General features: G+C 54.8%; 23 protein-coding genes. 2 read left to right on the forward strand and 21 right to left on the reverse strand.

The window, feature by feature from the left end; all coding sequences use genetic code 11:
* The first annotated feature begins 56 nt into the window (after nt 1-56).
* Entirely contained in the window at nt 57-968 is a 912-nt protein-coding gene (locus N879_RS01910; protein WP_021446574.1) for an AbiJ-NTD4 domain-containing protein, read from the forward strand.
* Between the two features lie 450 nt (nt 969-1418).
* Here the strand turns inward: N879_RS01910 and N879_RS01915 are convergent, their stop codons facing one another.
* The 21 genes from N879_RS01915 to pilL2 form a co-directional block, all read right to left on the reverse strand.
* On the reverse strand, nt 1419-3047 hold the full coding sequence (locus tag N879_RS01915) for a conjugal transfer protein TraG N-terminal domain-containing protein (protein ID WP_021446575.1): 1629 nt from the start codon (nt 3045-3047) through the stop codon (nt 1419-1421).
* Nucleotides 3048-3061: 14 nt separating this feature from the next.
* Complete coding sequence (locus N879_RS01920) at nt 3062-3463, reverse strand: hypothetical protein (RefSeq protein WP_009454051.1); 402 nt, start codon at nt 3461-3463, stop codon at nt 3062-3064.
* On the reverse strand, nt 3460-4851 hold the full coding sequence (locus N879_RS01925) for an integrating conjugative element protein (RefSeq protein WP_021446576.1): 1392 nt from the start codon (nt 4849-4851) through the stop codon (nt 3460-3462). The genes N879_RS01920 and N879_RS01925 overlap by 4 nt, the downstream gene beginning before the upstream one ends.
* Nucleotides 4852-4870: 19 nt before the next feature.
* Nucleotides 4871-6217, reverse strand: a complete 1347-nt coding sequence (locus N879_RS01930; RefSeq protein WP_021446577.1) for a TraU family protein — start codon at nt 6215-6217, stop codon at nt 4871-4873.
* A 9-nt stretch (nt 6218-6226) separates the two neighbouring features.
* Nucleotides 6227-6706, reverse strand: a complete 480-nt coding sequence (locus N879_RS01935) for a TIGR03757 family integrating conjugative element protein (protein WP_009454042.1) — start codon at nt 6704-6706, stop codon at nt 6227-6229.
* Nucleotides 6703-9624, reverse strand: coding sequence for a conjugative transfer ATPase (locus N879_RS01940; RefSeq protein ID WP_009454040.1), 2922 nt, complete (start codon nt 9622-9624; stop codon nt 6703-6705). Before N879_RS01940 ends, N879_RS01935 begins: the two co-directional genes overlap by 4 nt.
* Complete coding sequence (locus tag N879_RS01945; RefSeq protein ID WP_009454038.1) at nt 9614-10123, reverse strand: TIGR03751 family conjugal transfer lipoprotein; 510 nt, start codon at nt 10121-10123, stop codon at nt 9614-9616. The genes N879_RS01940 and N879_RS01945 overlap by 11 nt, the downstream gene beginning before the upstream one ends.
* Complete coding sequence (locus tag N879_RS01950; RefSeq protein ID WP_021446578.1) at nt 10110-11684, reverse strand: TIGR03752 family integrating conjugative element protein; 1575 nt, start codon at nt 11682-11684, stop codon at nt 10110-10112. Before N879_RS01950 ends, N879_RS01945 begins: the two co-directional genes overlap by 14 nt.
* Nucleotides 11685-11699: 15 nt before the next feature.
* Nucleotides 11700-12860 carry a TIGR03749 family integrating conjugative element protein gene (locus N879_RS01955; RefSeq protein WP_009454036.1) on the reverse strand — a complete coding sequence of 387 codons (1161 nt, stop codon included), beginning with the start codon at nt 12858-12860 and terminating at the stop codon, nt 11700-11702.
* Nucleotides 12861-12871: 11 nt separating this feature from the next.
* Nucleotides 12872-13672 carry a PFL_4703 family integrating conjugative element protein gene (locus tag N879_RS01960; RefSeq protein WP_080584946.1) on the reverse strand — a complete coding sequence of 267 codons (801 nt, stop codon included), beginning with the start codon at nt 13670-13672 and terminating at the stop codon, nt 12872-12874.
* Nucleotides 13669-14208 (reverse strand): TIGR03750 family conjugal transfer protein, encoded by a 540-nt coding sequence (locus N879_RS01965; protein WP_009454033.1) that lies wholly within the window; start codon nt 14206-14208, stop codon nt 13669-13671. Before N879_RS01965 ends, N879_RS01960 begins: the two co-directional genes overlap by 4 nt.
* Before the next feature lie 15 nt (nt 14209-14223).
* Nucleotides 14224-14634, reverse strand: a complete 411-nt coding sequence (locus N879_RS01970) for a DUF2976 domain-containing protein (protein ID WP_009454031.1) — start codon at nt 14632-14634, stop codon at nt 14224-14226.
* A gap of 45 nt (nt 14635-14679) precedes the next feature.
* Complete coding sequence (locus N879_RS01975) at nt 14680-14931, reverse strand: DUF3262 family protein (RefSeq protein ID WP_021446579.1); 252 nt, start codon at nt 14929-14931, stop codon at nt 14680-14682.
* 22 nt (nt 14932-14953) lie between these two features.
* Nucleotides 14954-15217 carry an integrative conjugative element protein, RAQPRD family gene (locus N879_RS01980; protein WP_131071821.1) on the reverse strand — a complete coding sequence of 88 codons (264 nt, stop codon included), beginning with the start codon at nt 15215-15217 and terminating at the stop codon, nt 14954-14956.
* 103 nt (nt 15218-15320) lie between these two features.
* Nucleotides 15321-16103, reverse strand: coding sequence for a TIGR03747 family integrating conjugative element membrane protein (locus N879_RS01985; protein WP_009454027.1), 783 nt, complete (start codon nt 16101-16103; stop codon nt 15321-15323).
* Entirely contained in the window at nt 16100-18364 is a 2265-nt protein-coding gene (traD, locus tag N879_RS01990; RefSeq protein WP_021446580.1) for a type IV conjugative transfer system coupling protein TraD, read from the reverse strand. Before traD ends, N879_RS01985 begins: the two co-directional genes overlap by 4 nt.
* The gene (locus tag N879_RS01995) at nt 18354-18905 is read right to left on the reverse strand and encodes a PFL_4695 family integrating conjugative element protein (RefSeq protein WP_009454022.1); all 552 of its coding nucleotides are present in this window, start codon (nt 18903-18905) and stop codon (nt 18354-18356) included. Before N879_RS01995 ends, traD begins: the two co-directional genes overlap by 11 nt.
* Nucleotides 18895-19686, reverse strand: coding sequence for a transglycosylase SLT domain-containing protein (locus N879_RS02000; protein WP_021446581.1), 792 nt, complete (start codon nt 19684-19686; stop codon nt 18895-18897). Before N879_RS02000 ends, N879_RS01995 begins: the two co-directional genes overlap by 11 nt.
* An 11-nt stretch (nt 19687-19697) precedes the next feature.
* The gene (locus N879_RS02005) at nt 19698-20258 is read right to left on the reverse strand and encodes a hypothetical protein (RefSeq protein WP_235484223.1); all 561 of its coding nucleotides are present in this window, start codon (nt 20256-20258) and stop codon (nt 19698-19700) included.
* Nucleotides 20259-20269: 11 nt separating this feature from the next.
* Nucleotides 20270-21502: a hypothetical protein gene (locus N879_RS02010; protein ID WP_009454016.1), complete on the reverse strand. Its 1233-nt coding sequence runs from the start codon at nt 21500-21502 to the stop codon at nt 20270-20272.
* Entirely contained in the window at nt 21499-22053 is a 555-nt protein-coding gene (pilL2, locus tag N879_RS02015) for a PFGI-1 class ICE element type IV pilus protein PilL2 (RefSeq protein ID WP_009454013.1), read from the reverse strand. Before pilL2 ends, N879_RS02010 begins: the two co-directional genes overlap by 4 nt.
* A 530-nt stretch (nt 22054-22583) precedes the next feature.
* On the opposite strand from pilL2, the gene N879_RS20270 reads away from it, so the two are divergent.
* The gene (locus N879_RS20270) at nt 22584-23123 is read left to right on the forward strand and encodes a hypothetical protein (RefSeq protein WP_021446582.1); all 540 of its coding nucleotides are present in this window, start codon (nt 22584-22586) and stop codon (nt 23121-23123) included.
* The last annotated feature ends 25 nt before the right edge of the window (nt 23124-23148 follow it).

Consider the following 23148-nt stretch of genomic DNA (forward strand, 5'->3'; position numbering starts at 1 on the left):
CAAATGTTGTACAAAATTACTAATAATCAACATACCAATTGCTTGAACGTTGAGACATGACAGCTACACCATCGATACCGTTTTCTGCGCGCGCTAAGGGGTCACATCGGCAAATTGACTCTGACTTTCCTGATACAGGTAAGGCAGGCCTACTTCATTTGCTAGCTGACCTTATTGAACAAGGGTATGTGGCCGACTGGATAGTAATTGCTCGAGAGCTTCACCGTATCGGCCGGCTTGAGTTGGTGTCGTATGACACTTCGTCAGTGTCGAGTCTTGAGCAGGCGAAGGCCAACGCCACGTATGCGTTGGAAACACTTCAGTGGCAGAAGGTCTATGATTTTTGTGAACGGCTCTACTCTAAACTCCCGAATCAGATAGGATGGGAAGACAACTACGGTAATTACACCGAGGAGATCTCCCGTTCCGATTCACAAGCCTACATCGCCGCTGAACTTCAGCGACTCTTTCTTGAGGAGTCACTTGCATACGAATTCACAGATGGTGCAGTACGGCGGCGAGGTCGGAAGCACACCGTCGAGCTCGCCTCAAAATCTCAAGTCGTCCTTGGTGCAGCGGAGTTGATTAGTGCCAGGCAGCATTACGAGAAGGCACTGCAGTTTTTCCGGCATCCAACCAAGCCGGACTTCGAGAACGCAGTTAAAGAGGCAGTGTGTGCTGTCGAGGCAACAGGGAAGGTGCTCTTTCCAATGGCCAAGGCCTCGACGTTGGGAGATTTGATTAAATGGTTCGGATCAACGAGTCTTGTATCAGTTCCGAAGGCACTTACGCAGACGCTCAATGGCATTTATGCATTCCGGAATGGAGCTGAGGGCGTGGCTCATGGAGCGGCGACAGGAGGGAAGGCTTCTGTCGAAGTCACCGAGTACGTGCTAGCTGTTTGCGCATCACAGATAATTTATCTAGTAGATCTTGCAAATGGTTTTGAAGGGGATGTTCCATTTTAGGTCAAGGGCATGGCGACGAATCCTGCGCCTACTCCTATATCGAACTCGTTGTGCCTCTGCTTGTCGTGTAAATCTAGTTGGGTCTTATTGGGAGTAGTTCGATGGATGTTTTCGTGTTCCTTAGTTCGTTACTTGGCTGCTGTGGAATTGGCAACGTTGGAATGGGTCGCCTGGTACAACCATCAACGCCTGCTCGGGGCCATCCGGTATATTCCTCCTGGGCAGGCTAAAGAGTTCTATCACCGTAACCACTCTGAAGCTGTGCCGATGAACACTGTACTTTAACCAAACAGCCTCCTCGGTTCCCGGGGCGATCCATTTTTATATTATCGATAATTTATACTAGTCAAATCGTGCTTGATAAAAATAAAGTGGAGTCCTAGGAATCGGAACGTCTTTCTAAAACTATGAGTACCTTGTGTCTGCTTGGCCCTATTAAGAAATTAGATTTTACTTTTTCCTACCAAAAATTTTCCCTAGCAATGGAAGTCGTCCCGAGTTGGCTGCTCCGTTTCCTCCTTCACTTACCATTTTATCGATACCACCCGCCACTTTGAGTCCAGCCCACGCCATCATCGAAGACCAAATGACCGGTAAACCGACATACAACGACAATAAAATCGTGTTCAGTATCATTCGTTTGTAGCCCGCTGGAATCGCTCCTTTGCCGATCATCATGGCTTCTTGAACAAATATATTGCCCAGAGCGCCAGGGTACATGGCGTTGATGAGGTGACCGTCGATCCAGGTGGCGATGTACCACATCGATGCCCACATTTTGATGGTAAGAATGGCCATAGCTCCTAAGAACAAGACCCGGAGACTGAAGCCGCTGACCAAGGTGGCCAAGGGAAGAAAAGCGTAGATCCCCATGAGGACTAAGGCCTGGATCATAGGTAAGGACGTCACTAAGGGCATCCATGCCATGCTGGCCATGAAGGCTGCCCCACCAACACCGAGCGTGCTTCCTGCGCCCGTTATTGTTCGACCCGCGACCGTGGCAGAGTCATAGGGAGTCCCCATCATTTGGTCGAAATCAACAAAGACTGGATTGGCTGCGGTTGACGCCAGACGAGCCACTTCATCTTTTTGTTTGTCGAACGACGTAAAGGTGAGAACGTTCGCTGCTCTGGATGCGAACGCTCGCACCCCAGGGCTTCCATCGATCAGCTTTTCTCGTAGCTGATCCTCCCACCATTGCTTGCAGGTTGGGCGTCCAAACTCTGGGTTTACCGCGCCGGTGACTTGTGGATCCACGTCACTCGATGGGTCGTAGTACTCCGTATCGCGGGAGTAATCGATCGCAAAACCAGTTACTGGTGCACGACTGCGCATGGAGGCGTAATACCCAGGTTCAGTTCTGAAAAACTGGCTGCCCATCCAATCCACATCGGTAGGCCCATAGTCGGCATTGGATTCTGCCAAGATCGAGGCACCTGATGCACTGATTCTGCTGCGATCGCTGCGCAAATACTGACTGCGTGCCGGGATAAAGCATTCGCTGTAGAAGCGCTGCACATCACCGAGCAAGGCGGGGTCTTCGATTGTGGCATTCTTGGCCATATCCTCCAGAACCCGCATATCAGATCCGGAATTATTCATGCCATTGCGAAAGGCATTGTTGATCCCAGAGCTGATGGACATGATGGAGTACCACCATAGGGGCACGTTACTCAGCCCGCTGGCTTGGCTCATGCTTCCATCAATAGCATCGCGTAGTGCCGTATCGTAGGTGCTGCCACTCGCTCCAGGCGTTGCCTCTGCAGGGTTAGGGTTATCAATCGAAGGAGGAGGCACGTACGACAAGCGCGCATACGTCAGGCTTGTGATGGGCGATGTGAAAAAGCAGACCGACATCACAAACAACATGACGATGAGCTGCGTTTGTACGCTTTTGATGACACCCATAACGCCGATGTCTTGCATTCCCCGCTGGCCAGCTTCGCGCCAGGCATTGAGGATTACCACAAGAAAGGGGATGACGACCAAGCCGGTGCCGGTGACGATCTCGCCAAAAATATTGGCAAAAGCCCACCCGTAGAAAGTGGTGAAGAGCTCAAGATAACTGTCTAGTTGCATGGCGTATTCCCCAGCTAAGCCGCAATGAGCGCTGTCACCCAGCGCCAGATGCGGTCAAGGCCAATCGGAATCAAAACTAAGTACAGCGTGGCAAATGCCGCCACCTTGCGGCGGCTGGCCAGCACGGCGTCATATTCGAATCCTTGAACAATATGCCTGGCTTGAAGCCAGCGCACGACGGCTGGCCAGCGCCAAATAATGAGTAGTGCTGCCAGACATTGCGCGATTGCTCCAATATCTCGTACTGACGATGTCCCCTCAAGAAGGCTTAGAAGTTTATGTTCCTGTCCGATAAACGACTGCGCTAGTGCGCCGAGCAGCCCAATGAGCAGGAGAAATCCGGCCAAACCGATGGCGAGCCATATCAGTGCTCGCCACAGCCAGCTGCGTTTTTTGGTGAGAGAGACTTGTGTCATAGTCCAGGCACCCGTCCACCCACTGCTGGGGCAGGATCAACAGGGTTGCCACCCGGTACGTTCAGTGATTGTGTGTCAATGGCGGACTGGGTGTTGATGATCGACAATGCCGTCTGGGACGTCAGATCCTTGCGGATCCGAGCCTCATACATCAAGTCGTCAATGTAGCCACTTAAGCGATCGACCGAAGCCTGGGTGTTTTGGATTGCATCTCCTGCGGCCGTAACCTCCGGTAAGGTCAGACCTGTCATCAACACGCTACGCGCCACCAGTGCTTTATTGATCACCCGGTGCATCGCCATTTCCTGAGCAATGCGGTTCACAGCGATGCTGCGGGTGTCAGGCGGCATTGCTCGTAAGGAGTCAAGCAACTGAGGAGACACGGCAAAGCCAGGAGCTGAGATTTCTGCGAGATCGGCATAAGTGGCCGAGTTCGATGGGTTGGCCATTGCCTCAAGCTTAGGCTGGACGAAATCGACTTCGGCTTCATATTTGGGCCCCAGGCCGCTGGAGGTCACGACCGTGGTTGGGGCAGGACAGTGATGTTGCCCGCAGGTATAGACCTTCTGATCCCCAAGGACTTCGGTTGTCCATTGGGCAAGTTCTGCCGGTGATTTAAACGCACGAACCAGGCGAGAGTTTTTCTCGGCAGGTGAGTTACTGTAGTCCGTGGTCTCTGATGCTGTGATTGGTTTGTTGAGGGTAGCGTTATAGCCTGCCACAGAGAGATCTCGCACCGGCTCAATAGGTCGGCCTCCTACACCCCCGGCATTTTGGCCAAAGACCCATGGCACCCCGGCTTTATTGGCCTCTTCATTCTTCTCAATGTCGATTTTTGCCTGGTAAATATCACCTTGCGCGGAGGCCTTGATCTTCCAGCCTTCACCTTTGGCCATCTTGATCCAATCCTCATAGGGGTTCTGCCCCGCTTTGACCATGGCCTCCATCTCTTCGCAGGATTTAAGGCTGGCCCCGAGCAGGAGATCCACCTTTTGCGAATAGTTTTGAAAAATCTGATACAGGCCTGGCTGTGCGCGTTGCAAGACGTACAAGGGGAGGGCAGCGATACCAGATTGAATCGCCCCAGTCACCGTCTGGCCCAGGTTGTTGAGGTTGTTCATGATGTTGGCCCAAGATAGGCCTATATCAAACTTGCCACATGAATAGTTCAGTCGAGCATTTCCTCCAAAGCCTAAGCTGTGAGCGACCTGGCCGCGATAATTTGCAGAGCCGCCGGGCGAGCCGCCTCCCATTCGGTAATATAGCGAAGAGCCGCGTACGGGTTGCGCGTAGGCGTCGGGCATCACGCTCATGGAGGTCAACGCAAGAGCCAGCATCATGGCTGCTGGTTTCAAGCGCAGTGTGAACGGGCGTTGTGGTTGTTGCATAGATATTCTCGTCCTTCGCTTAAGGGATGCTGTATAAAAACTCACCACGGATGCGGCAGCAGTCATAGTGGTTCCACATATTCCACATATAGCCATCGGAACCATCGGTTTTGTAATCGCCAAAGCTGGCCAGGCTCATCGAGTCATCTGCACCAAAGGTCATGCAGGACCGTTGAGCGCTCGGATAGATCATCTGCCAGGTAGTGGGCTTGGAGGTGGGGAAATACTTGTAGCCACTACCGGGTTGGAGACGCTTGTAAATGTGGGGCTGTGCCGATTGCGAGATGATGCTTCCGACACGCGTGGCCAGCACGGCGGAGGCCTTTACTGGGTGTGACTGCACAAGCTCGCCGTTACGTGGGTATATAGGCCCCCAGGTAGTGGAAAGGGGCGAGGTGCTTACTTCCCCTGTACCAGGCACCCATGATTGGGGGTAGAGCATCTCTAGCGGCCAAAACCCTCGCCAGCTCATCGCGTCCATGTCTGACTGAAAATGCAGATTGAACGCCGACGCTGAGCCGGGGCAGAACATCTCAGATAGCCCACCGGAGGCACCCAGGCGCTGAGCGATCTGCACCATGTCTCTGATTGGCCCAAGATCTGCACCCACCATATCGACACCGGACAAGCCAATGGCTTGGGTGCTAACGCTTCCACCAAAGACATTGCCCAAATTTCCAATTGATGAGCTCAGCTCGCCAAGTTTTGCCGGAAATGCAGAGACGGAGGAAATGATGTCTGCTGGTGCATTGGCCATGGCACGGGCTGCTTCGATGAATTCGTTGCCCAGCTGTTGGGGGACTTGCCGCCAAGACTGCGCGATACGAGGCAGTTCTGTGCGAGTGAAGGCCAACAATTCGCTATGGCCCGGAAACTGGAATGAACTGCCAAAGCTGGGGATGTAGCCGCTGGCGATGCTGGCAATCAAGCCTGCGGGGTTGCCAATGGCGTCCGCACTTTTATATGTAGTCACCTCTGTGCCCTCGCGCTGTGTTCCTGCTGATGCGTCGATCGGGGCGCCGACTACGGCTGATCCCACTGAGGATATAGCTGTCGCCAATGGCTTACCCACCTCAGCCCAAGGGTGAGCCAGAGGATCGTTGTAGGTGCTGATCACGACATCGGGCACGTAATGTGCAACCCGAACCGACGTCCGGATGAAGCAGCCAATGAGCGGGATGCAAACCAGCCAGACGCAAATGCCTTTGACCTGATAGGACGTGCAACTGGGGAGTGCAGCGACCGTATTGGTGACGACGCCCGCCGTGGTTGTGGCAGCTGTTGCTGGAACAGGCCGCAGCGCGGTTGCCAGCACCAGCAAACTAATCGCAAGCATGTGCCGAAAGCGCAAAGTAATGATTGACATGAGCGCCCCTTAATTTTGGCTGTCACGCCAGGCCATAAGCGCCTGGTCAACGTCGACATAGCCAAAGACTACATAGCGCTGGTTGATGACCACCGCTGGTAATCGGTCAATCTGATAACGCTGCGCGCGTGCCAGGCCGTTAACGGCACTCGCGACCATGGGTTGGATCATTTGTCGTAAGCGGGCTTCATTGTTGGCAACCCATAGACGTGCTTCTGCTTCGTCTTGTGGCATACCTTCATTCATCTGAGCTTCGAGATTATTCATTGCATCCAAGCGGTAGATGGACAAGGCATAGTGTGGTGAAGTGCTTGGTGTTACCGGCATGGCACTGTTGGCAAACACCTCTACGGTCATGACCCCTGCGTACAGGTCTTGGTCAGGCTGTTGCGCAGTCGCTGGTGTGACGACGGCAAGCAGTGCAGTCAGAACCGCGATGCAAGCCGTGAGACGAGAAACTCCTTTGCTAAGTGAGCGTATCTTGATCATGCGCGACTCCGCGCTAGCTCTTGTGCCACCATTTGAGCAGCCCCCATTTCGTTGATTCCATGCTTTTCCATCAGGCGACGTCGATGTGCTTTCTCATGGCCCTCAGTCATGGCCAATGCAATCGGGAGAGCTGGAGGGACGTTGCGAAAGAGCATCTGGCCGGTCGCAGAAATCAGAACCCCTTCCGTGTATTTCGGGGGCTCCTTTTGGGCGGATTCCATCATGGCTCGCTGCTCGTTGGTGAGCGACCGAAATCGCACCACTTCTTCAATCTCTGCTTTGTCCATGGTCAGTAGCATCCAGTACTCACACATCGAGAGCACGCGCTCCATGGAGTCGGGGAAGTCTTTCAGGTTTTGTGTGGCAAGCCAGAACCAGGTATTGAATTTGCGCCACATTTTGGTGCCCTTGGCTATCTTGGGGCCAAGCAGCTCATTGGTTGTGATCAAGTGGCCCTCGTCCGTAAGGAACACCATCGGGCGACCAGAGTGTTGGTTCAGCTCGGCACGGGACTGTACTGAGTCGATGAGGCTTGTGTACGCAACTGCCAAGGCATCTTCATAGCCGTCTTGAGTGAGCGTACCCATCTCGACCAGAGTGACGTCTGCATCTGGCCAGTCCTGTCCCTCACGATTGAATAATTTGCCTCGCAGCGCCTGGGTGAAGGTCATCATTGACTGACCCATTTCTTCGGCGCGGGCCCGCCGCGCCGGTGACATGGTCTGATCTTTGTTCATGTGCATCAGCTGCAGGGCCACATCTTGTGTCAACGGGTGCTTGGCTCCCCGTTCTTTGCAACTGATCGCGGCCATGATGATGGCGCGTGATACCAAGTACCGGTCGGCTCGACTCATCTGTGCGACTTCGTCCGCTTCACCGCCTGTGATCATCAGGATCGCGGCAATCAGCATCTCGCCCAGCAAGTCTCTTTTATCCAGCTCGTCGTCCTGCTCTTCGTCATCTTCACTGGCCTGGAACGTTTCATGAAAAGACACGTCGGCAGCCGACGGCCCATCATCTTGGCCAAGCAGGGCATTGAGCAGTTCGTCATCGGGCAGGCCTGCGTTGCTTCGTGCCTGCTGCTCGGCCGCCACAAAACTCTCCATCACTTCACTATCATCTAGTAGTTGGTACGCATGAACGAACGGTGGCAAGGACACTTTTGCACTACTGTTCAGTTCAACTTTGTAGGTCGATAGCCCTCGGTCTTTAAAAAAATCCACCAAAAGACCGAAGGAGTTCCCGGCATCGACAATCACCAGCCGTGGCCGATGAATGGCCATCGTCATCATGGCGATGTAGTTCAAGGTGGCCGATTTACCGGCTCCGGTCGGTCCCAGCACCAGCATATGCGCGTTCTTTTTACGATCGCGTTTGTTGAGCGGATCCACAAACAAGGGTTCCCCGCCACGATTCCAGAACCACATGCCGGGGTGAGGTGTGCCACGGGCACGGCCATACAATGGCAACAGACGCGCAATATGGGAGGCGAAGGTCAAGCGGGACCGACGAAGTACCTGATTATCGAAGGCGGGGTCATAGTTAAAGGGCAGCGCCCGCATGAATGTGTCCAGCGGGACCAGGTCATGCTGATTACTGATGAACTTCAGGCCCGATGGGATCAACAGCGCATTAATCGTGTTGATGTTGCTATCGAGTTCATCTGTGCTGGTGGCAGTCGCGTACAGGGTCACCATCATTGGAAACAGGTGGTTGCCCCGAACTATTTCATTCAAAACGTTGGTGCATTCCCGGTAGGTTTCGATGGCCTGCGCAGTCTTGGCGCGTGAGGCATCCCGGATCCGCTCAATTTGTGACTCTACGACGTGTTGCGGCGCGATGGTAATGGACACTGAGAGCATCGAACCGGGAGGTAGCCGATCAAAACGTGCAAATCGTTCCTTGCCATTGGCCAACTCGGCCGTGAAGTGTCCGATTTCTGGCTGCTTGCGCATATTTTGCAAAGTCAGCGCTTTGACCGGTACGCCATCAAACTCAAATAACCCTTGCTCCAGGTCCGAACGGGGCTCATTGATACTCAACAGCTCAGACAAGTCCCATCCAAAAATGGGCGTGTCCTCGTCATCGGTTAACGGGGTGTCGCCGGGATAGGGTAATTCACGCATCATTTGCGTGCCAGGCGCCCAGGGTAGATCGCGGTTAAAAAACGGCAGTAGCCACTCATAGAGGTCTTTGCCGGTGCAGCGGCGAACGGCTACACCGGCTTCGGAAAACGTGGCCATGATGGTGTTGGCTACCGACTCGATTTGCTGCACCGGCGTTTGTGGATCATCGGCTGCACCGCCAAATCGACGATACAGGCAACAACGAACACGGCGGATTTGCCCGCGCCAGACTTGACCGGTGACAAGCGTATCGGTGAACAGGCCATTGGGTTGCGAGACATTCGACAGGTGCGAGCGCACTTCGTCCAATACCGCCTGGGTAAAAGGCGAGTTAAGGATCTCCTGGCCCAGGCCATCGTCCTTGTGTTGCTCCAGGATATAGTCGGTAAAAGTGTCATTAAGATGATCCAGGTTACGGTCATCATTGACAAAAAACTGAGCAATCCACGGTGCGCCGTTGACCGATGGCATGGCTTGCAAGGCCTCCTGAATCTTCTGGGCGTGTTCATTCAGGATTTCGATAGGCATGGCCTCGGTCGCAATGGGCGAGAGTTCAAACATTGCCCCGAGGGTATTGCCATCACGCAACACAAAAATGCGCTCATCGGGGGCATAGCTGATATAGGGCAGCATGTCGGTAAACGACGGTGGCCGCAGGGCCATGCGTCGACGATCTGCAACGGTCTGGCCAGGAGACGATGCCTTTGCGGTGACTTGAGGAGCGCGCTTACTGCCTGGTTGCGCTGCACGTTGACGCGTGAATCCGAGCAAGCTGGCCACATTAGCGATCATCTGCGCCTCCCTTTTTCTTGGCGCTGGATTTTGCCTCAAAGTAGTCACCTCGCCACTGCAGTAAATTTTGGGTGACCTCACCAGGTAGCGCATACTGTGTCTGGTCGTACATCGGGAAGACGGTCACGTAGCCTGGAACCGGATACTGGCCCTTGGCCAGATGCGGAAACACCACCATTACCAGGTCAGGATTCGGCAGCCGAGCAAATCGCTGATTCATGGAATCAACAGCTGACCAATATCGCTGGGTTAACTCATCACCTGGATTAATCGGTCTAGCCTGAGTGCGCTCACGCATCCGCTCCTGGGGGGAAATGCGCGACTGACGAGTCGCTTCGTTTCGATAGTCGGTGCCCCGGTAGACGTCCAGGACGGTTGGCGAGTCTTTGGTGACTTCGTTGAGCGGGGACTCGCGATCCATCATGACGGTACAACCGCTTGCCATCGTAGTGGTGAACAGGACCAGCGCCAGGCGTTGGGCAGTTTTATTCCAGACCATAATGTGCTCCACGAGAAATCTGCTGCGTCCCTTGCTGGCGGTAGACCAGCTTGCGGGCGTTTGGCATCTTGTCAATCTGCAGTTCTTTATCCAGGTGAATGACCATCTGCTTGCCAGCCGGGGTTACAACGGCGTCAAAACTATTCTTGAGGCGGGAGGTCATCCAGGCGACGACTTCATTGGTTGCGCCAGAGGCGGCTTGTCCCATGGCGTAGCTGCTACGCGAGCCGGTGATTTGAGAGGTGGTATTTCCTGTGCCCAGGTTGTTCGAGACGGTGCGCTGAGCATCGGAGAACGCTTGCGCAGCGACATCCAAGCCCTTGAGCGCAGCCAGATCGGCCAGATAGGCCGGTGCATTGGTGACGAATTTGCCAGGAATGCAGGGGTTCCCATGTACGTCTGAGATGTAGCCCAGGTCCTGGGTGGTGCCGCTACCATTGACGTTGGCATTACCCCCGCCTTTGGAGCGCTCAGAGATGGTGCGAACCGTGCCATCATTAAAGATAAAGGTGATCGAGCGCACTTTTCCTTCTGAGCACGACAGCGCCATATCCCCAATGGCCACACCGGTGACGATCATCCCTTCAATGTCTGCCGGTAATTCAAAGCCATTGGCTGCCAGGTTGTCGCGGCCGACAATCGCTTTAAACTGCATCGGGTCAGTGACACGACCATCGATGGGCACACGTCCGATGAGACTGGTCATGGATACTGCGCCGACCAGTGTCGAGTTCTCGGGAACAGTAAAATACGGAATCGGTTCAGGCTTGGCGGCTTGCGGTGTTGACCGTGTTTGTGTGGCGGTCGGCCTGGATACAGGAACCATTGAGCTATTGGCATAGGCCTGATTACCACTGGTGCGGACATAGCGCGTAATGGCTGGTCCGTCATTACCATTGCGGCCCTGCTCGGACTGCGTTACCGCGCTATAGCCCATGGGAGGCAAAACACGATATGGGCCTGATGAGGCAACCGTCGGAGTGGACGATTCAGTTCCCAGTGATAATGATTGTTGTGGGACCAGGGGAGTTGTTCGTGTCTGAGCAGCTCGATTGGCCGCTTCGGTCTCAGAGCGGGCCGGTGACAGTTGAAAGGCGCGTGAGAACGTATCGACCGCTTCGGAGCCTCGCTGCAAGGTTAGGTTGACTGCGCTTTTGGCGCTTGTCTCATCGCCAGTTGGATCGATCGAGCCCGTCCGAGGTCCGTCAATGTTGAGTGTGTCGCGCTGTTCTTGTTCAATGCGACGCGAGACCGTCGCATTAGCGCCTCCCATGCGCTTATTCTCAGCGATGAGTTGATTGTTCATCTCGATCACGCGTGCCACATCACGCCGCAATTGTTCATTGCTGGCGGTGACGGTGCGTAGGGTTTCGGCGGCGTTGTCGTTGTCCGCTCCTTGCGCGGTAGGCAGTGTGGCACTTTCAGGTGTAGGAATGGAGGTCAATACCGAGTTGGTGGATTCTCCTGAACCCGTAAATTGCCTGTATATCACCACGCTGACTATTAAGACTGCGACACCACCGAGGATGGGGATCAGTTTGTTGCTGGACGTGCTGCTCATGCTGTTGTTCCTTTATTACCGGCAGGCTTCAAATCGGCGCTGGCACACCAGATAAATGGCGGTGGTGTCCGTCTCGGAACCGGCTGGGCCAATTCGACCGTGCTGCGCGGTGGCTGCAATCCATTGGCCGCGCACTTGCTCAAGTGGAATCTCCAAGGGGTTATGTGACCGGTTCTTGATGAGAACGGCTGTCACATAGAGCTGGCCAGAACGCCATTGACCGACGGGGGTGGATACAACATTGACGCCGCGTATTAGGTTGGCAATTGGCTCAGCTGTGACTTCGACCTGCTGTACACCAGAGAATGGCGTGGCAAGCCGCTTTGGGGCATAAAGCTGGCGTGCGGCGTAGCGGGTGAGCTGGACCATATCTGTCGGTGCCGATTCCGCCATTTGCTGGCTCAATGTGTGTGCATTCGCTATGCTGGTCGCTTGCGCTGCCGCTTGGGAGGCGGGACCATCACCACCGATCCCCTCTGTACCAGGCGATGATGAAGCAACGACAAAAACCTGAAGTTCGCTACGGGCACTGGCTGTTGTGCTGTCGGCAACCAGATCGAAGGGAATTTGCTGCCCAGAGTCAATGAGCTCAGCAATGATTCGCACGGGTGTGAACTGCTGGAGGGCCGTGATGTACATCGTGCGATCAATGACTTCGATTCGGGCAATCTTGGACATATCCGATGGCACATGCAGGGCGGCAGGCGCAGGCAAGGTAATCATGCGTTCGATGCCCACAGGCAGTGGCGCACGTACCGGAGCTCGATTAAACACGGCTCGCTCGACGCCATGCGGTTTGTTTTGTGGCGGTTTGCGGATGGTCGTGCCGCTTTCGTCCTGATTATCCTTGGCCTGTTGAATGGCCGCATCCACAGTGCTCACCACCATAGCTTGGTCACCCATCACATTGACGCCAGGGGTTTGATACTCAGCATTAGAGGGTGAGGAGCCAAGATTGGGAATCTCTCCCAGATCGGGCGCGTTATTCACTGCTGCGTTTGTTGCAGAACCCACATTGACACTTGAGTTGACGCTGTTAGGGGCTGGAGCAATAAGATCTGCTGGTACGCTCTCCAAGTTTGGCCCCAAGTCTCGCACTTGTGCCTGTGCGTACTGGGCCAGCCCCAAAAGAGCGCAGGCCAGAGCTGTTTTGCGAATGCTAAGAATGGCTTTCATGGATGACAATCTCACTCGCTTTGTGGTTGGACGGGTCGCACCTGGATAGGTGTCGGAGCGGGGTCGGTCACGTTGGTTGCCGGGTCGGTGATCGTGCCGGGCAATGTGGCGGGCACGATTTCTGACTCAGTTGGCAGCTCGGGACTTTGGTTGTTCTTCTGGACTGCGGCGACTTCGTCAGGATTCAGGCGGGCAGGGCGGTTGTTGCCATAGCAGTCAATGGCCAGCTTCCAGGGGTTTTTCTCGGGGTCAACGTCATATCGCACGACACGCATCGGATACCGGATGTAGATGTCTTTGATTTGTTGACCACGAAATGTCTCTTGCAATTGCATGTCGAGCAGTACTGTCCAGGTGTTGGTGCCTTGCGAAATGACTCGTCTGGGTGAAAACCCAAACCCTGGAATCTCCGTCATGATGCGTGTGCGTGAGCGCAACTCACCGGCTCTATCCCGTGTGTTCATGTCGTTCTCTAGCTGAGCGCGGCAAGACGGGGTGATGTAGGCCTGGTAGTAGTAGATTTGCTTGCCGTAGTCCTTGTACCCGTCGGCTTGCCAGCGGTTGACCTGCTGCCAGATGTAGTAGGCAAAGCCATATACATTGACGTCAGGGACCGGCGACTGGCCGTCGGTCACGGTGACGACGTCCCCGCCTTGAATGTTGGGGTGCAGATTGACGTCGATTCGATGCGGTGTGCGGGCAGCAAAGTACATACCCACAGCCCCAAGTGCGGCGACAACTAAAACAAGTGCGCCCAGTCTTTTATTTGTCGCCTGAACAGTGGCCAGGGCGTTTAAATATTTTGAACTCATACGTTGTTGCTCGCTTTATCCGCTATCGGTGTCACACCTTGAGCAGCGCAAGAAGAGGGGATGGCCGTTTCGCCCGTAGAAACAACGTTCTGACGGGACGGTTTAGGGTTGAATGATGTGGACAAGCTAAAGGGCAAGGTCCGGCCCAAGCTCCAATAACCGTTGTGGCGGATGAATTTGGCTTTCACCCACCCACGAGAGGCCATCCAGTGGTGCATAGCCTGGTTGTAATAGCCGTCAGGACGGTTGCGCTTAAGTCCAGCCAGGTATTTAGAGGCAAACCACAAAATGACTAATGGTCCAAATAGCATGATGGCCAAAAGTGTTTGCCAGAAGCCGGTTATGGCCAGCAGTACTAAGCCCAGCAGCAGACACACCACGACGGAGATCAGACCGATGATTTGTGCTTCATCGACCGTCATACCGTTCAGAATGGCTGGTTGAACATTCACGCGATCGGTTATCGGCGTAGCGATGCCCTGGGTAACTTGCTCATCTAGCTGTTCAAGGTGTGGGGCAGAGGGCTTGCGAGCCATATCGACTTTTCCCCTTTACCCGAGCGTGGCGATGGCATACGTGGCCAGTGCGACAAGCGCAATGGCAAGCACACCGCCAGTGATTACGTATTCTTTCAGGTCAGCAATATCTGCCTGGCCACGTGTGTATTGGGTCCACTTTGTGATTGCACCCATCACGACTTTCAGGAAAAAGTAGCCAACAAAGATCATGGCCAGAATCGTGATGCCCTGTTTCCAGTAAGCACCCATCGCTCCAAGCCAATCGCCGTCAGCAACTTGAGCCCCGTCAATGCCAGATCCCGGTGTGGGCATCGTGGGCAAAGCTGCCATGGCAGGTGACGAAAGTAACGCTACAGCAGGGATCAAAGCGGCTTGCGCGAAGTAACGCTTGGCTTTTTGCCACCCCGCTCGGGGTGCCGCCAACAGAGCGTTCAGTGTGGTCATAGCTAAACTCCGTAAGGTTTGATGTGTTAAGAAGTCCTGTGAGCGTCAAACCAACACCCACAGGATTAAGGACAACAGCACAACTAATTTGACGCAGGCCCAGACCACCTCTTCTTGCTTGAGTTGGTTCTCCCGGTAGTTCTCTAGAGCGGCCATTACCAACCACGCAAAGAACAGAGCCACAGCTGCTACCGTTATGACCGTCAGCACGATCTTCATGGCGTTTGGGTCAACACCCGAGCCCGCTGCAAACGCCTCTCTCATGCTCGAACCCATCTGCGCATTGTTCATGCCCATAAGGAGATCTCCTGAAGCTGCGTCATTGGCGGTAGTCGCCTCGCAGTGGCTCGACCGGACGCGGCTGCATAGGGGCATTAAGGTGTTGTTGAATTCCCCGACGCATCACGTCCAGGTCATTGATCAACCACTCATATCGAAAATTGACTCGTTGAGATGGAGGCGCATCACGAGAGGCCGCGGCCACCATCTGCTGCACGACGGCCAGCTCGTTTTCAATCCGTGCCAGACTTTCGCGCTCACTATCGGCATCTCCAGCCTGAACGGTGGCGCACGCGACGAGCATGAGCGCGGCTACCCAGGCGCGATGAGTCTTACGTTCTGAGAGGCCAGATTGCTGTGGTTTCATTTCTGTCGTTTCTCCAATGTCGTGATGTGAGCGAGAGGCGCTACATATACTTTTTGAGGGAAGCCACTGTGGTGCTGAGCGTTGCAGCGACCAACGCGGTGAAAATCAGAACCATGTAAGCGGGGTTGAAGCCGCCGAAAGGCCAGGTCAAATACAGACCGAAACCTCCAGTCAGTGCCCAGGCGGTGTATCGCTTAGCGTGGTGATAAACGAAGGAGGATTCTCGGCCGCCGCTCCACCGGCGCAAGTCACGCCGTACCAGGCCATCGACCGCACCCACTAGGCACGCAAGAACGAAGGCTGGCAGCGCATAAAGGGCAATCGAAAGTCGAAGCGCTACATCCATGGCGACATACATGGAAAGCACGAGTACCGTGCTGATAAATTGGCTGGCATCAGCGCCAATCGTTTTCAGCCTGGAGGAGAGGCTGTTGCCGTTTGCCTTTATTTCTTGTGCACGACGAAAGGCCTGTTGACGCTGCATGGCGGGGTCATGGCTATTGGCATACCACTGCAAGATTCCGAACTTCTCGTAAGGCCATGAGATATAGCCGAGCATCTTGTTTGAGAAGGCCACTGTATTGGGAATAATCAGGCTCTTCGGGGCAGCCTCGATATAGCTCAGGTCCTGCTCCACGATAGAGCGAGCATGGCCTGTGCCTTGGTCCTTCCAAATCGTATGAATGCCGGCCAGTTCTATGAACAATCCCAGCACACACGCTGAGACAGAGACCATAAGCAAACCCATGACCATCTCAAATGTCATCAAAATGGGGCCGCGAGTGGTGGGCTTAACAGGGCGGCTGGTCGAGTTGGTACTCATCCGTGCCCCCTTGTGATCAGGCCCATCGTGTCAGTGTTTATCGCGCTGTTGCTTTGAGTGTCGTCATCGGGGTCAGGATCCTGCACCGCCAGATCAGTGGCGATCATGCCCGTGCCATCGGCGATTGGCTGGCTATTGAGCCAGTTTTCAGTGAACCAGTCGGTTTCACTGGCCCATTGCTCGGAAGTCCGGTAGCGGGCCTTCATTTGCGCGGCGACGTTTTGCAAAGACTGCGGTACAAATTCGTCGTTTCTTGCATCAGCCAAGGGGATTCGGATCTTGAAGCGTCGATTGCCTTCAAGTAGCGCAAAGGCTTGGCCTTGCGGTAGTTCCAGCACATCGGCTGGTTCAATCATAGGGACCTTGGTTTTGGTCCAGATATCATCGTTGCGACTGATGAAATCGACGCCGGTGCCTTGGGCGGCGGTGTCTGTGACGCCTGACATTGGCGTGAGATGGACCACCTCGACTTCGGGAACCTGGTCCGTCAGCAGCTTGGCCGTAGTGACACTACGCACGCGCAGCATGACCAGGTGGTTAAAGTTGTCCAGGATCTGGCCCGCTTTGGCCTTATCTCCGACTTTTGCCTCAATATCAAATGCTGACTGTGTGTACGCGGTGATCCGAAAGCCCGAGCCCCCCAGCTTGTTCACCATGGGCACAAATTCAGGGCCTGCAATCTCATTGACCTCGTCAAAGTGAGCACAAATGGTCGGCAACACGATTTTTCCGTCTGGGGCATGAGGGTCCAGCCCCGTCTTGTAGAGTTTGCCGCCCACGCTGACCAAGTCGGCCAGCATGGAATTACCGACCGCAGAGCTGACCACGGAATCAGAGAGGGCATCTAAGCCTACGTAGACCACGCCTCCCTGCCGGATGACGCTCATCCAGTCGAAGATGGGACGCTTATCGGTTTGGTCGTAATAGTCAGGTGAGATCAGTTTGCCTACTGCGCCGGTGGTCAACTTCTCCAGGAATGGCCCCAAGGACGCGATGATCTTTTCGTAGAAACTACGCTCATAGCTAAAGGCGGCTGCCAGTCCTGCGAGGACCGTATCGTTGATCTTGGCCTCTTTGATGAGCAAAAACATTGCTACAAATTCGGGCTGTCGATCGGCCAAGGCTCTTGGCACCGGCGGCGCGGTTTTGCGATCCTGCAGCGCGAGCTCAAGGCTGGCCAGTCTTACTTCCCAGTCGATCAGACGGCCTTGGCGGGCTTGTTGGCCAAACACCATGCGGGCATAGTCCATGAACAGACCATCAATGCCGGTCACATCTTTGAGCAAGGCTTCATAGGTCGGGACACGACCCAGCGCAACTTGGGCCTGAGCCACAATATTGGTAAAACGCCAGGAGAACTCTTTAAAAGCGGCGGAGTTTCCGCTGCTGGGCAAGGCGTTAGTGGCACGAGTGGCGACTTCGGTGATACGCGAGAAGTTGCCGATGCCGTTGTACCTTGCTGAGATCTCGGGGTAGCCAAGATGGAACATGTAAAACTGGTCCAGGCGGCCTGCACGAGCGCATTCGGCATACATACGCAGCATCAGATCGGCATCCCCCTTGGGATCGATCACGATAGTGACGTGCCCAGCATGAATGTCCTGGGTGGCAAATAACTCCAGCAGCCTGGTCTTGCCCACGCGCGTGGTGCCCATGACCAGCATGTGTCCATTGCGAGAAGATTGGCGAATCTTGACGGGGGCTTCGTCCATGCTGCCCACGCCATGCACGATGGGTGAGCCACCTAAGTCTGGGTGAGGCTGCAATGGGTTGAGCCAATGATCAATGCCCGCAATTCCTGCAATGGCTCGCACAATGGGTTTGACGGGGCCTTTGCCTTGCGCTTGTTCGATGGCTTTTGAACCCAGGCTGCGTAGAGCCAGCTCTTTGCCCGATGGACGCACAAAACGCTTGGCCTGCGGTTGCAAGGCCTCACGTTTACGTTGTGTGTGCGCTTGCGACCACTCGAATCCTTCGCCCAGGTAAAACTCGCCCGGTGCCACGGGAATTTTGGCGGGAGCAATTTTCGTGACTTTGTAGTATTTCAGGTGATGGTGATAACGCTTGATCCGCATCGCCTGCTTAAAGCGGACCCCGCCAAAGTAGCCCGATCCTGCTGCTGCAACGTAGCCCAAAGAAGGGGGCATCATCAGCGCCCAAGGCGCCAGGGCAGCCGTGGCCGTGACGGACCAGGCCGTTGCCGCACTCCAAATTTCGACAGGTGGACGCAGTAACGCTTCCAAGACGGCGTTATTTTTCATGCGCTTCACCTCGTTCAAAACCTTCTGAGAAGATGATCTGTCGCGCTTGACCGTCCAAGCCAATCAGCACGGGATAGACAGTCACATGCGCTGCGGCAAGACGGCTCTGTAACCAGTGGCCGGGATCAGGGACGATTGGCAATGCGTTGGCTTGTCGCTGGATGTCTTTAAAGCGTTTTTCACTGGCTGCGGATACCACAATGACAGTGGCCTGCAGAGAAAGCAGGCGTTCCAAATGGAGCTTGAGCCATTCTTCTGAGCCTTTGTCGTCACCCACAATGGCTAATGTTTGGGTCATCCATTTTGGGTTAAATACTGGAACAGCCGATGGCTTAAGCACGCCAGGTTGTAGCAAGTTCGACGTCAGCGGAAACTGGATGCCGGCACCAACACCAGGTTGGTCTGCACCTGAAATTAAGGCCGAATAATAGGAAACAGCCGGAACCGAATCGTCCAGGACGACCGGTGCAGTCTGAGCGTTGACCGAGCTGGAGATCAGTGTGGTCGCTGCAAAGAAGGCGAGGGCGAGATTACGGCGCATATCGCCTCCAACCGGTTGAAGTGGCCAGTTCCGACGCATCTAAGCCCAGGTTGGCCAATTTGTTGAAAACGCCACGGCTATAGCGATTGCCGCGGCTGATTCGTTCTTGCGTATTTCTGGAGCCCGTGTGATAGAGAGCGACCGCCAAACGCCAGGAACTGTTGCGGTCAAAGTGTTCACGCAGAATTTGTGCACCTACATCGAGATTGGGGTAGGGATCCAGAGCACGTTCAAAGCTTTGGAGCTTGTCGTTGTGGTAGCCCCAGTTCACCTGCATCGCACCGCAATCCACATTGCGGATACCTCTGACATCCACATACTTGCGCAGGGCCTTGAGGGTGGCCTCATAGGAGCCATAGCGCTTAGCAGCACCTCTGACGCACAGAGTCCAAGGGTAGGGCAGCGTCTGCCGACCAAATTTCATTTGCGACTCTTGCAGTGCCACGCCGTAAAGCAGCCACGGATCTATGTTCCAGCGCTGTCCCGCCCAGTCATAAGCGCGGGGTGGCAACAAGGATGCCGTCACGATCGGCGCACCAGGACGGGTGCGTGTGCGAGGCATCTGACGAACATAGCCGTGGGGGATAGTCGTCTGCTCCTGGGGTGTGATCTTGGGCTCAATGCGCACAGCCGTATCTGACCAATATGGCCACCATTGCGGGTCCAGGCCTTCAGGCTGCGCCAGCTCCGATTGCGCAGGTGCAGCCATTGCCCACGAGCGCGTCATGACGCCACTGGCCGTCAGTGCGGTGAGGGCGCCAAGAAACTGTCGGCGGTGCATGGAGGTCCCCATTACTTCGCAGAGCCCTGTGCTGGCACACTTTGAGTTAGAGGCGTGTAGCCCGGAGCGGGGGTCTCGATGATGGCAGTGCGCGGCACGTTCAAAGTGTCAGCCGCACCTACCGTGGCGGGAACGGGTGGGATTTGACTGAAATTGACAACTGGCTCATTTGGGTAAAGGCGTGCCATCGCTTCGGTGAAAGCACGATTCCATGCCAATGAGCGCTCCACGTCGGCATGAAAGGCTCGGGCGAACATTTCGGCATATTTACGGCGCTCTGCTTCCGAGGTCGCATGAATGCCCAGCGCTTCAATAGGCGAGAGGTTTTCCACCGAGAATGCTTTGCGAGGGCCTTCCAGCAAGGTTTTGGCGCGCAACATTTCTTCGTCGGTTAAGCCCCAAATATTGGCGCGCAGGCGATCTACGGCATCCAGCGCAATCGGATTACGCCCTTGTGCCTGCGTAGCATTGGCGACTTCTTCGGTACGCTGCTGAGCGGTGGCCTGGGTTTGCGAATGCGCCATCGCAGGGAAAAGCAGGGGCAGGCTAATGGCTGCTGCTTTGATTTTCATAAGGCGCGGCATCACTGGCCCTCCACAGTTAATTTGGTGGTTTTTCCGTTTACGAGAAAAGAGGCGCTGCGCTCGGATGCGCTTGCGCTTTGCAGCGTGACGCCGTTGACGGTGTCACCTGGTCGCATTACTAAGGTTTGGTTGTCGCCTGCGCGTGTACTGGCGACGACAACGGAAGGTTTGCCATCCCACATATCGACTGAGACAAGACGAACGCTTGGCTTCGGTGCAGCCTTGGCTCGACGTGTGACCGGCTTTTTAACGGGGGCAGGTTCAACAACTGGCACCACCTCTGGCTCTGGCTCTGGTTCAGGCGCAGGTGTGGACAGAGCTATCAACTGCTCGTTTTGATGCAAGAGCTCATTGAGTAACTGCCTGATTTCGTTGACATCACGTTGCAGGGACGAGATTTGCACCTCGAATGTTGGTGTTTCTTGAGCGGCGTACGAGCCTTGCGATGTTTCAAGGTTCGATGGGAACGTCTCTCCGAGATCAATGGGGATATCTTGGAATTCCGTTGACCCCGCTGTGTTTATCGGTTCCGTTCCCATCGGTATGTCAGATGTTTTCTCTACACTTCCTAATTCACTGCTGGTGGGAGCAGGGGAGGGCTCAGAACCCTTTTTCTCATCCTTAACAGGGGCGACCTGATCTTCGATTTCAGCCAGTGAGGGTTCGGCTGCAGACAAGGCGGCTGTTTGCTCAACCACAGATTGGTTAAACAGGTATTTCCAGCTCAAGAAAAGGACAGCAAAAAGCACCAACGCCAGGATTAGCTTCCACGGATAGCCTGTCTTTTTCTTGGGAGTTGGAGTACCGGTTTGTGCAGCAGATGCCAATGGGGATGGCGAAACGCTGGCAGGTTGCGGTTGATTGTCTTGTTCAGCAAAGAAATCGGTGACTGCTTCATTGTTTTGCGTCTCGGTCAGGGGATCCACTACAGACGAAAACACGGGCTCCACGTTCTGTTTTTCAACGCTTGCCGTTGGTTCTTTGCGAGAGAACAAAATTTGCATGAGTGTTCGCAAGACACCAGGCTTGTTTGGGGTAGCGTCCTCCAACTCACGACGGGAGTCATAGTCGTGCTGATCCAGCTTTTCTTGGCGTTCACGCTCAAGCTGCTGGTCTTGCTCCAGTCGTTCATGTTCCAAGCGCTCGAGCCGTTCACGCTCTAGCTGCTCGGCTTGTTCCCGGCGGCGAAGATCGTCTTGCTGCTGTTGCCATTGTTGATCTTGTTGGTTCATGGCTGCACCCCGCTGATGCGCTCGGTCAGGGGCAACCACGGCTTTTTAGGGTCAACTGTGACGGGGTAGGTTTGGGCGTGGAGCCAATTCTGTGACAGTTCGACGCCTGACAGAGTCGGCTGTGCCGCTAGACTGATCCACAGTCTGCGACGGATGGGGTCCTCGTCCCAGCGCCAGGTCTCACCTACGAGTGCATTTAAGACATCACGCACACGATACGTGCCCAGCGACCGCTGGGACTCTGGAAGTGGTAAGCGAAGAAACTGCGCGGCTTCTAGCGACAACTTGGAGCGATCAAGCTGCCAGCCAGTCCGTTTGAGGGTGTACTCAATCGCACCATCAATGGTGGCTACGTCTTGACGTGGGTAAGTCAGTGCAACAAACACAGACAGGGGATCAGAAACGCTATGCCCTGGTGTGCTGGCTTGTGTGCTGTATTGTCCTATTCGCACCTGTGTGCCGTTGTCGTAGGTATCCCCGACCTGGGCTTGGGCCTGCAACGCCAAAACAGCCAGTGGCGCGGCAACAGCGAGTCTAGCTGTCCAGCTCATGAAGTACTCCATCCGATTGAGAATGGCGTTCAGTGTTGCAAAGGCACCCCAAGGTGTCGCTCGTTAACCCAAGGTCACGTAACACGGGGTTTCAGCTTGACGAAAACAGTTATGTGCGTTATCCGCGCGGCCTGCTATATGCGTTTTTGAGTAAGTGAAGAAAGGGTATTCAAGTTAAAATGTTTTGCATTGCACAATACAACTAGAACAAGAATGTGTTGACGGACTGCCGGGGCGTCAATCCGCTACTGGGAAAAGGTTGCTACGGGTCAAGGGCCTTATCCAAAGGGCCGCCGTCCACCTAAAAATCCGGTGGCCGTCGGGAAAGGCCTTACGGGTAGGGGAAAAGGGGGCTTACGGGTTACGCATCGCTTCACCCAGGGGCTGGGTGAAGCGATGCAAATGGCCTCGGCCAGCATAGCGGGCTGTGACTTATCAGAACTTAACGTTGCGCGCAAGCGAGAACCCTAGGTTACGTCGCACCCGGTATCGCGTTGAGAGATAGCAAACCGCTTTGTAGAGTGGCCGCTATGACTATCCTCGCCCACACGTACCTAGACGAGCATCCATACCCCGATCCTGGGTTCCCCCATTTTGGGCGTGATGCGCACGACCGTGCTCATGCGATTTACCGCATTGTCGAGCTCCTGACTGAGCTCGGATTGGCTGAATGGGTCCCCCATTTTTCAGCCTGGCTATCGCGCTATGACGGATTAGAAATTTATGCCGAGGATGAAGATGATCCTCATCTGTGTGTGAGAGAGATTTTGAAGAATCATTGTCAGAACCTGGCGCAAGAAAGCAGCCAGGCCGTAGATCTCGCAGGACGCAAAGAGAGCATTGTTGAAGATATTTTGCAGCAGCCATTTGTCCATTATCGGGCCCACTGGGGCAAAAATATGCTGCCTGATCCTGATTCAATTCAATGGAATCCACTGCAGATGAGCTGGTTCCATTTCCTGCAGCTGGGCGATCCGCAACATCCCACTGAGTCACTGCATATTTTGCTCACATTGCGCCATCCTCGTCCGACTCTGGAGACGTTGCGAGCCCATTTGCTTGAACGTTAGAGCATGACTCACCGCCGAACCCCGC

It is taken from the genome of Alcaligenes sp. EGD-AK7 (genome assembly GCF_000465875.3).
Taxonomy (GTDB): Bacteria; Pseudomonadota; Gammaproteobacteria; order Burkholderiales; family Burkholderiaceae_B; genus Alcaligenes; species Alcaligenes phenolicus.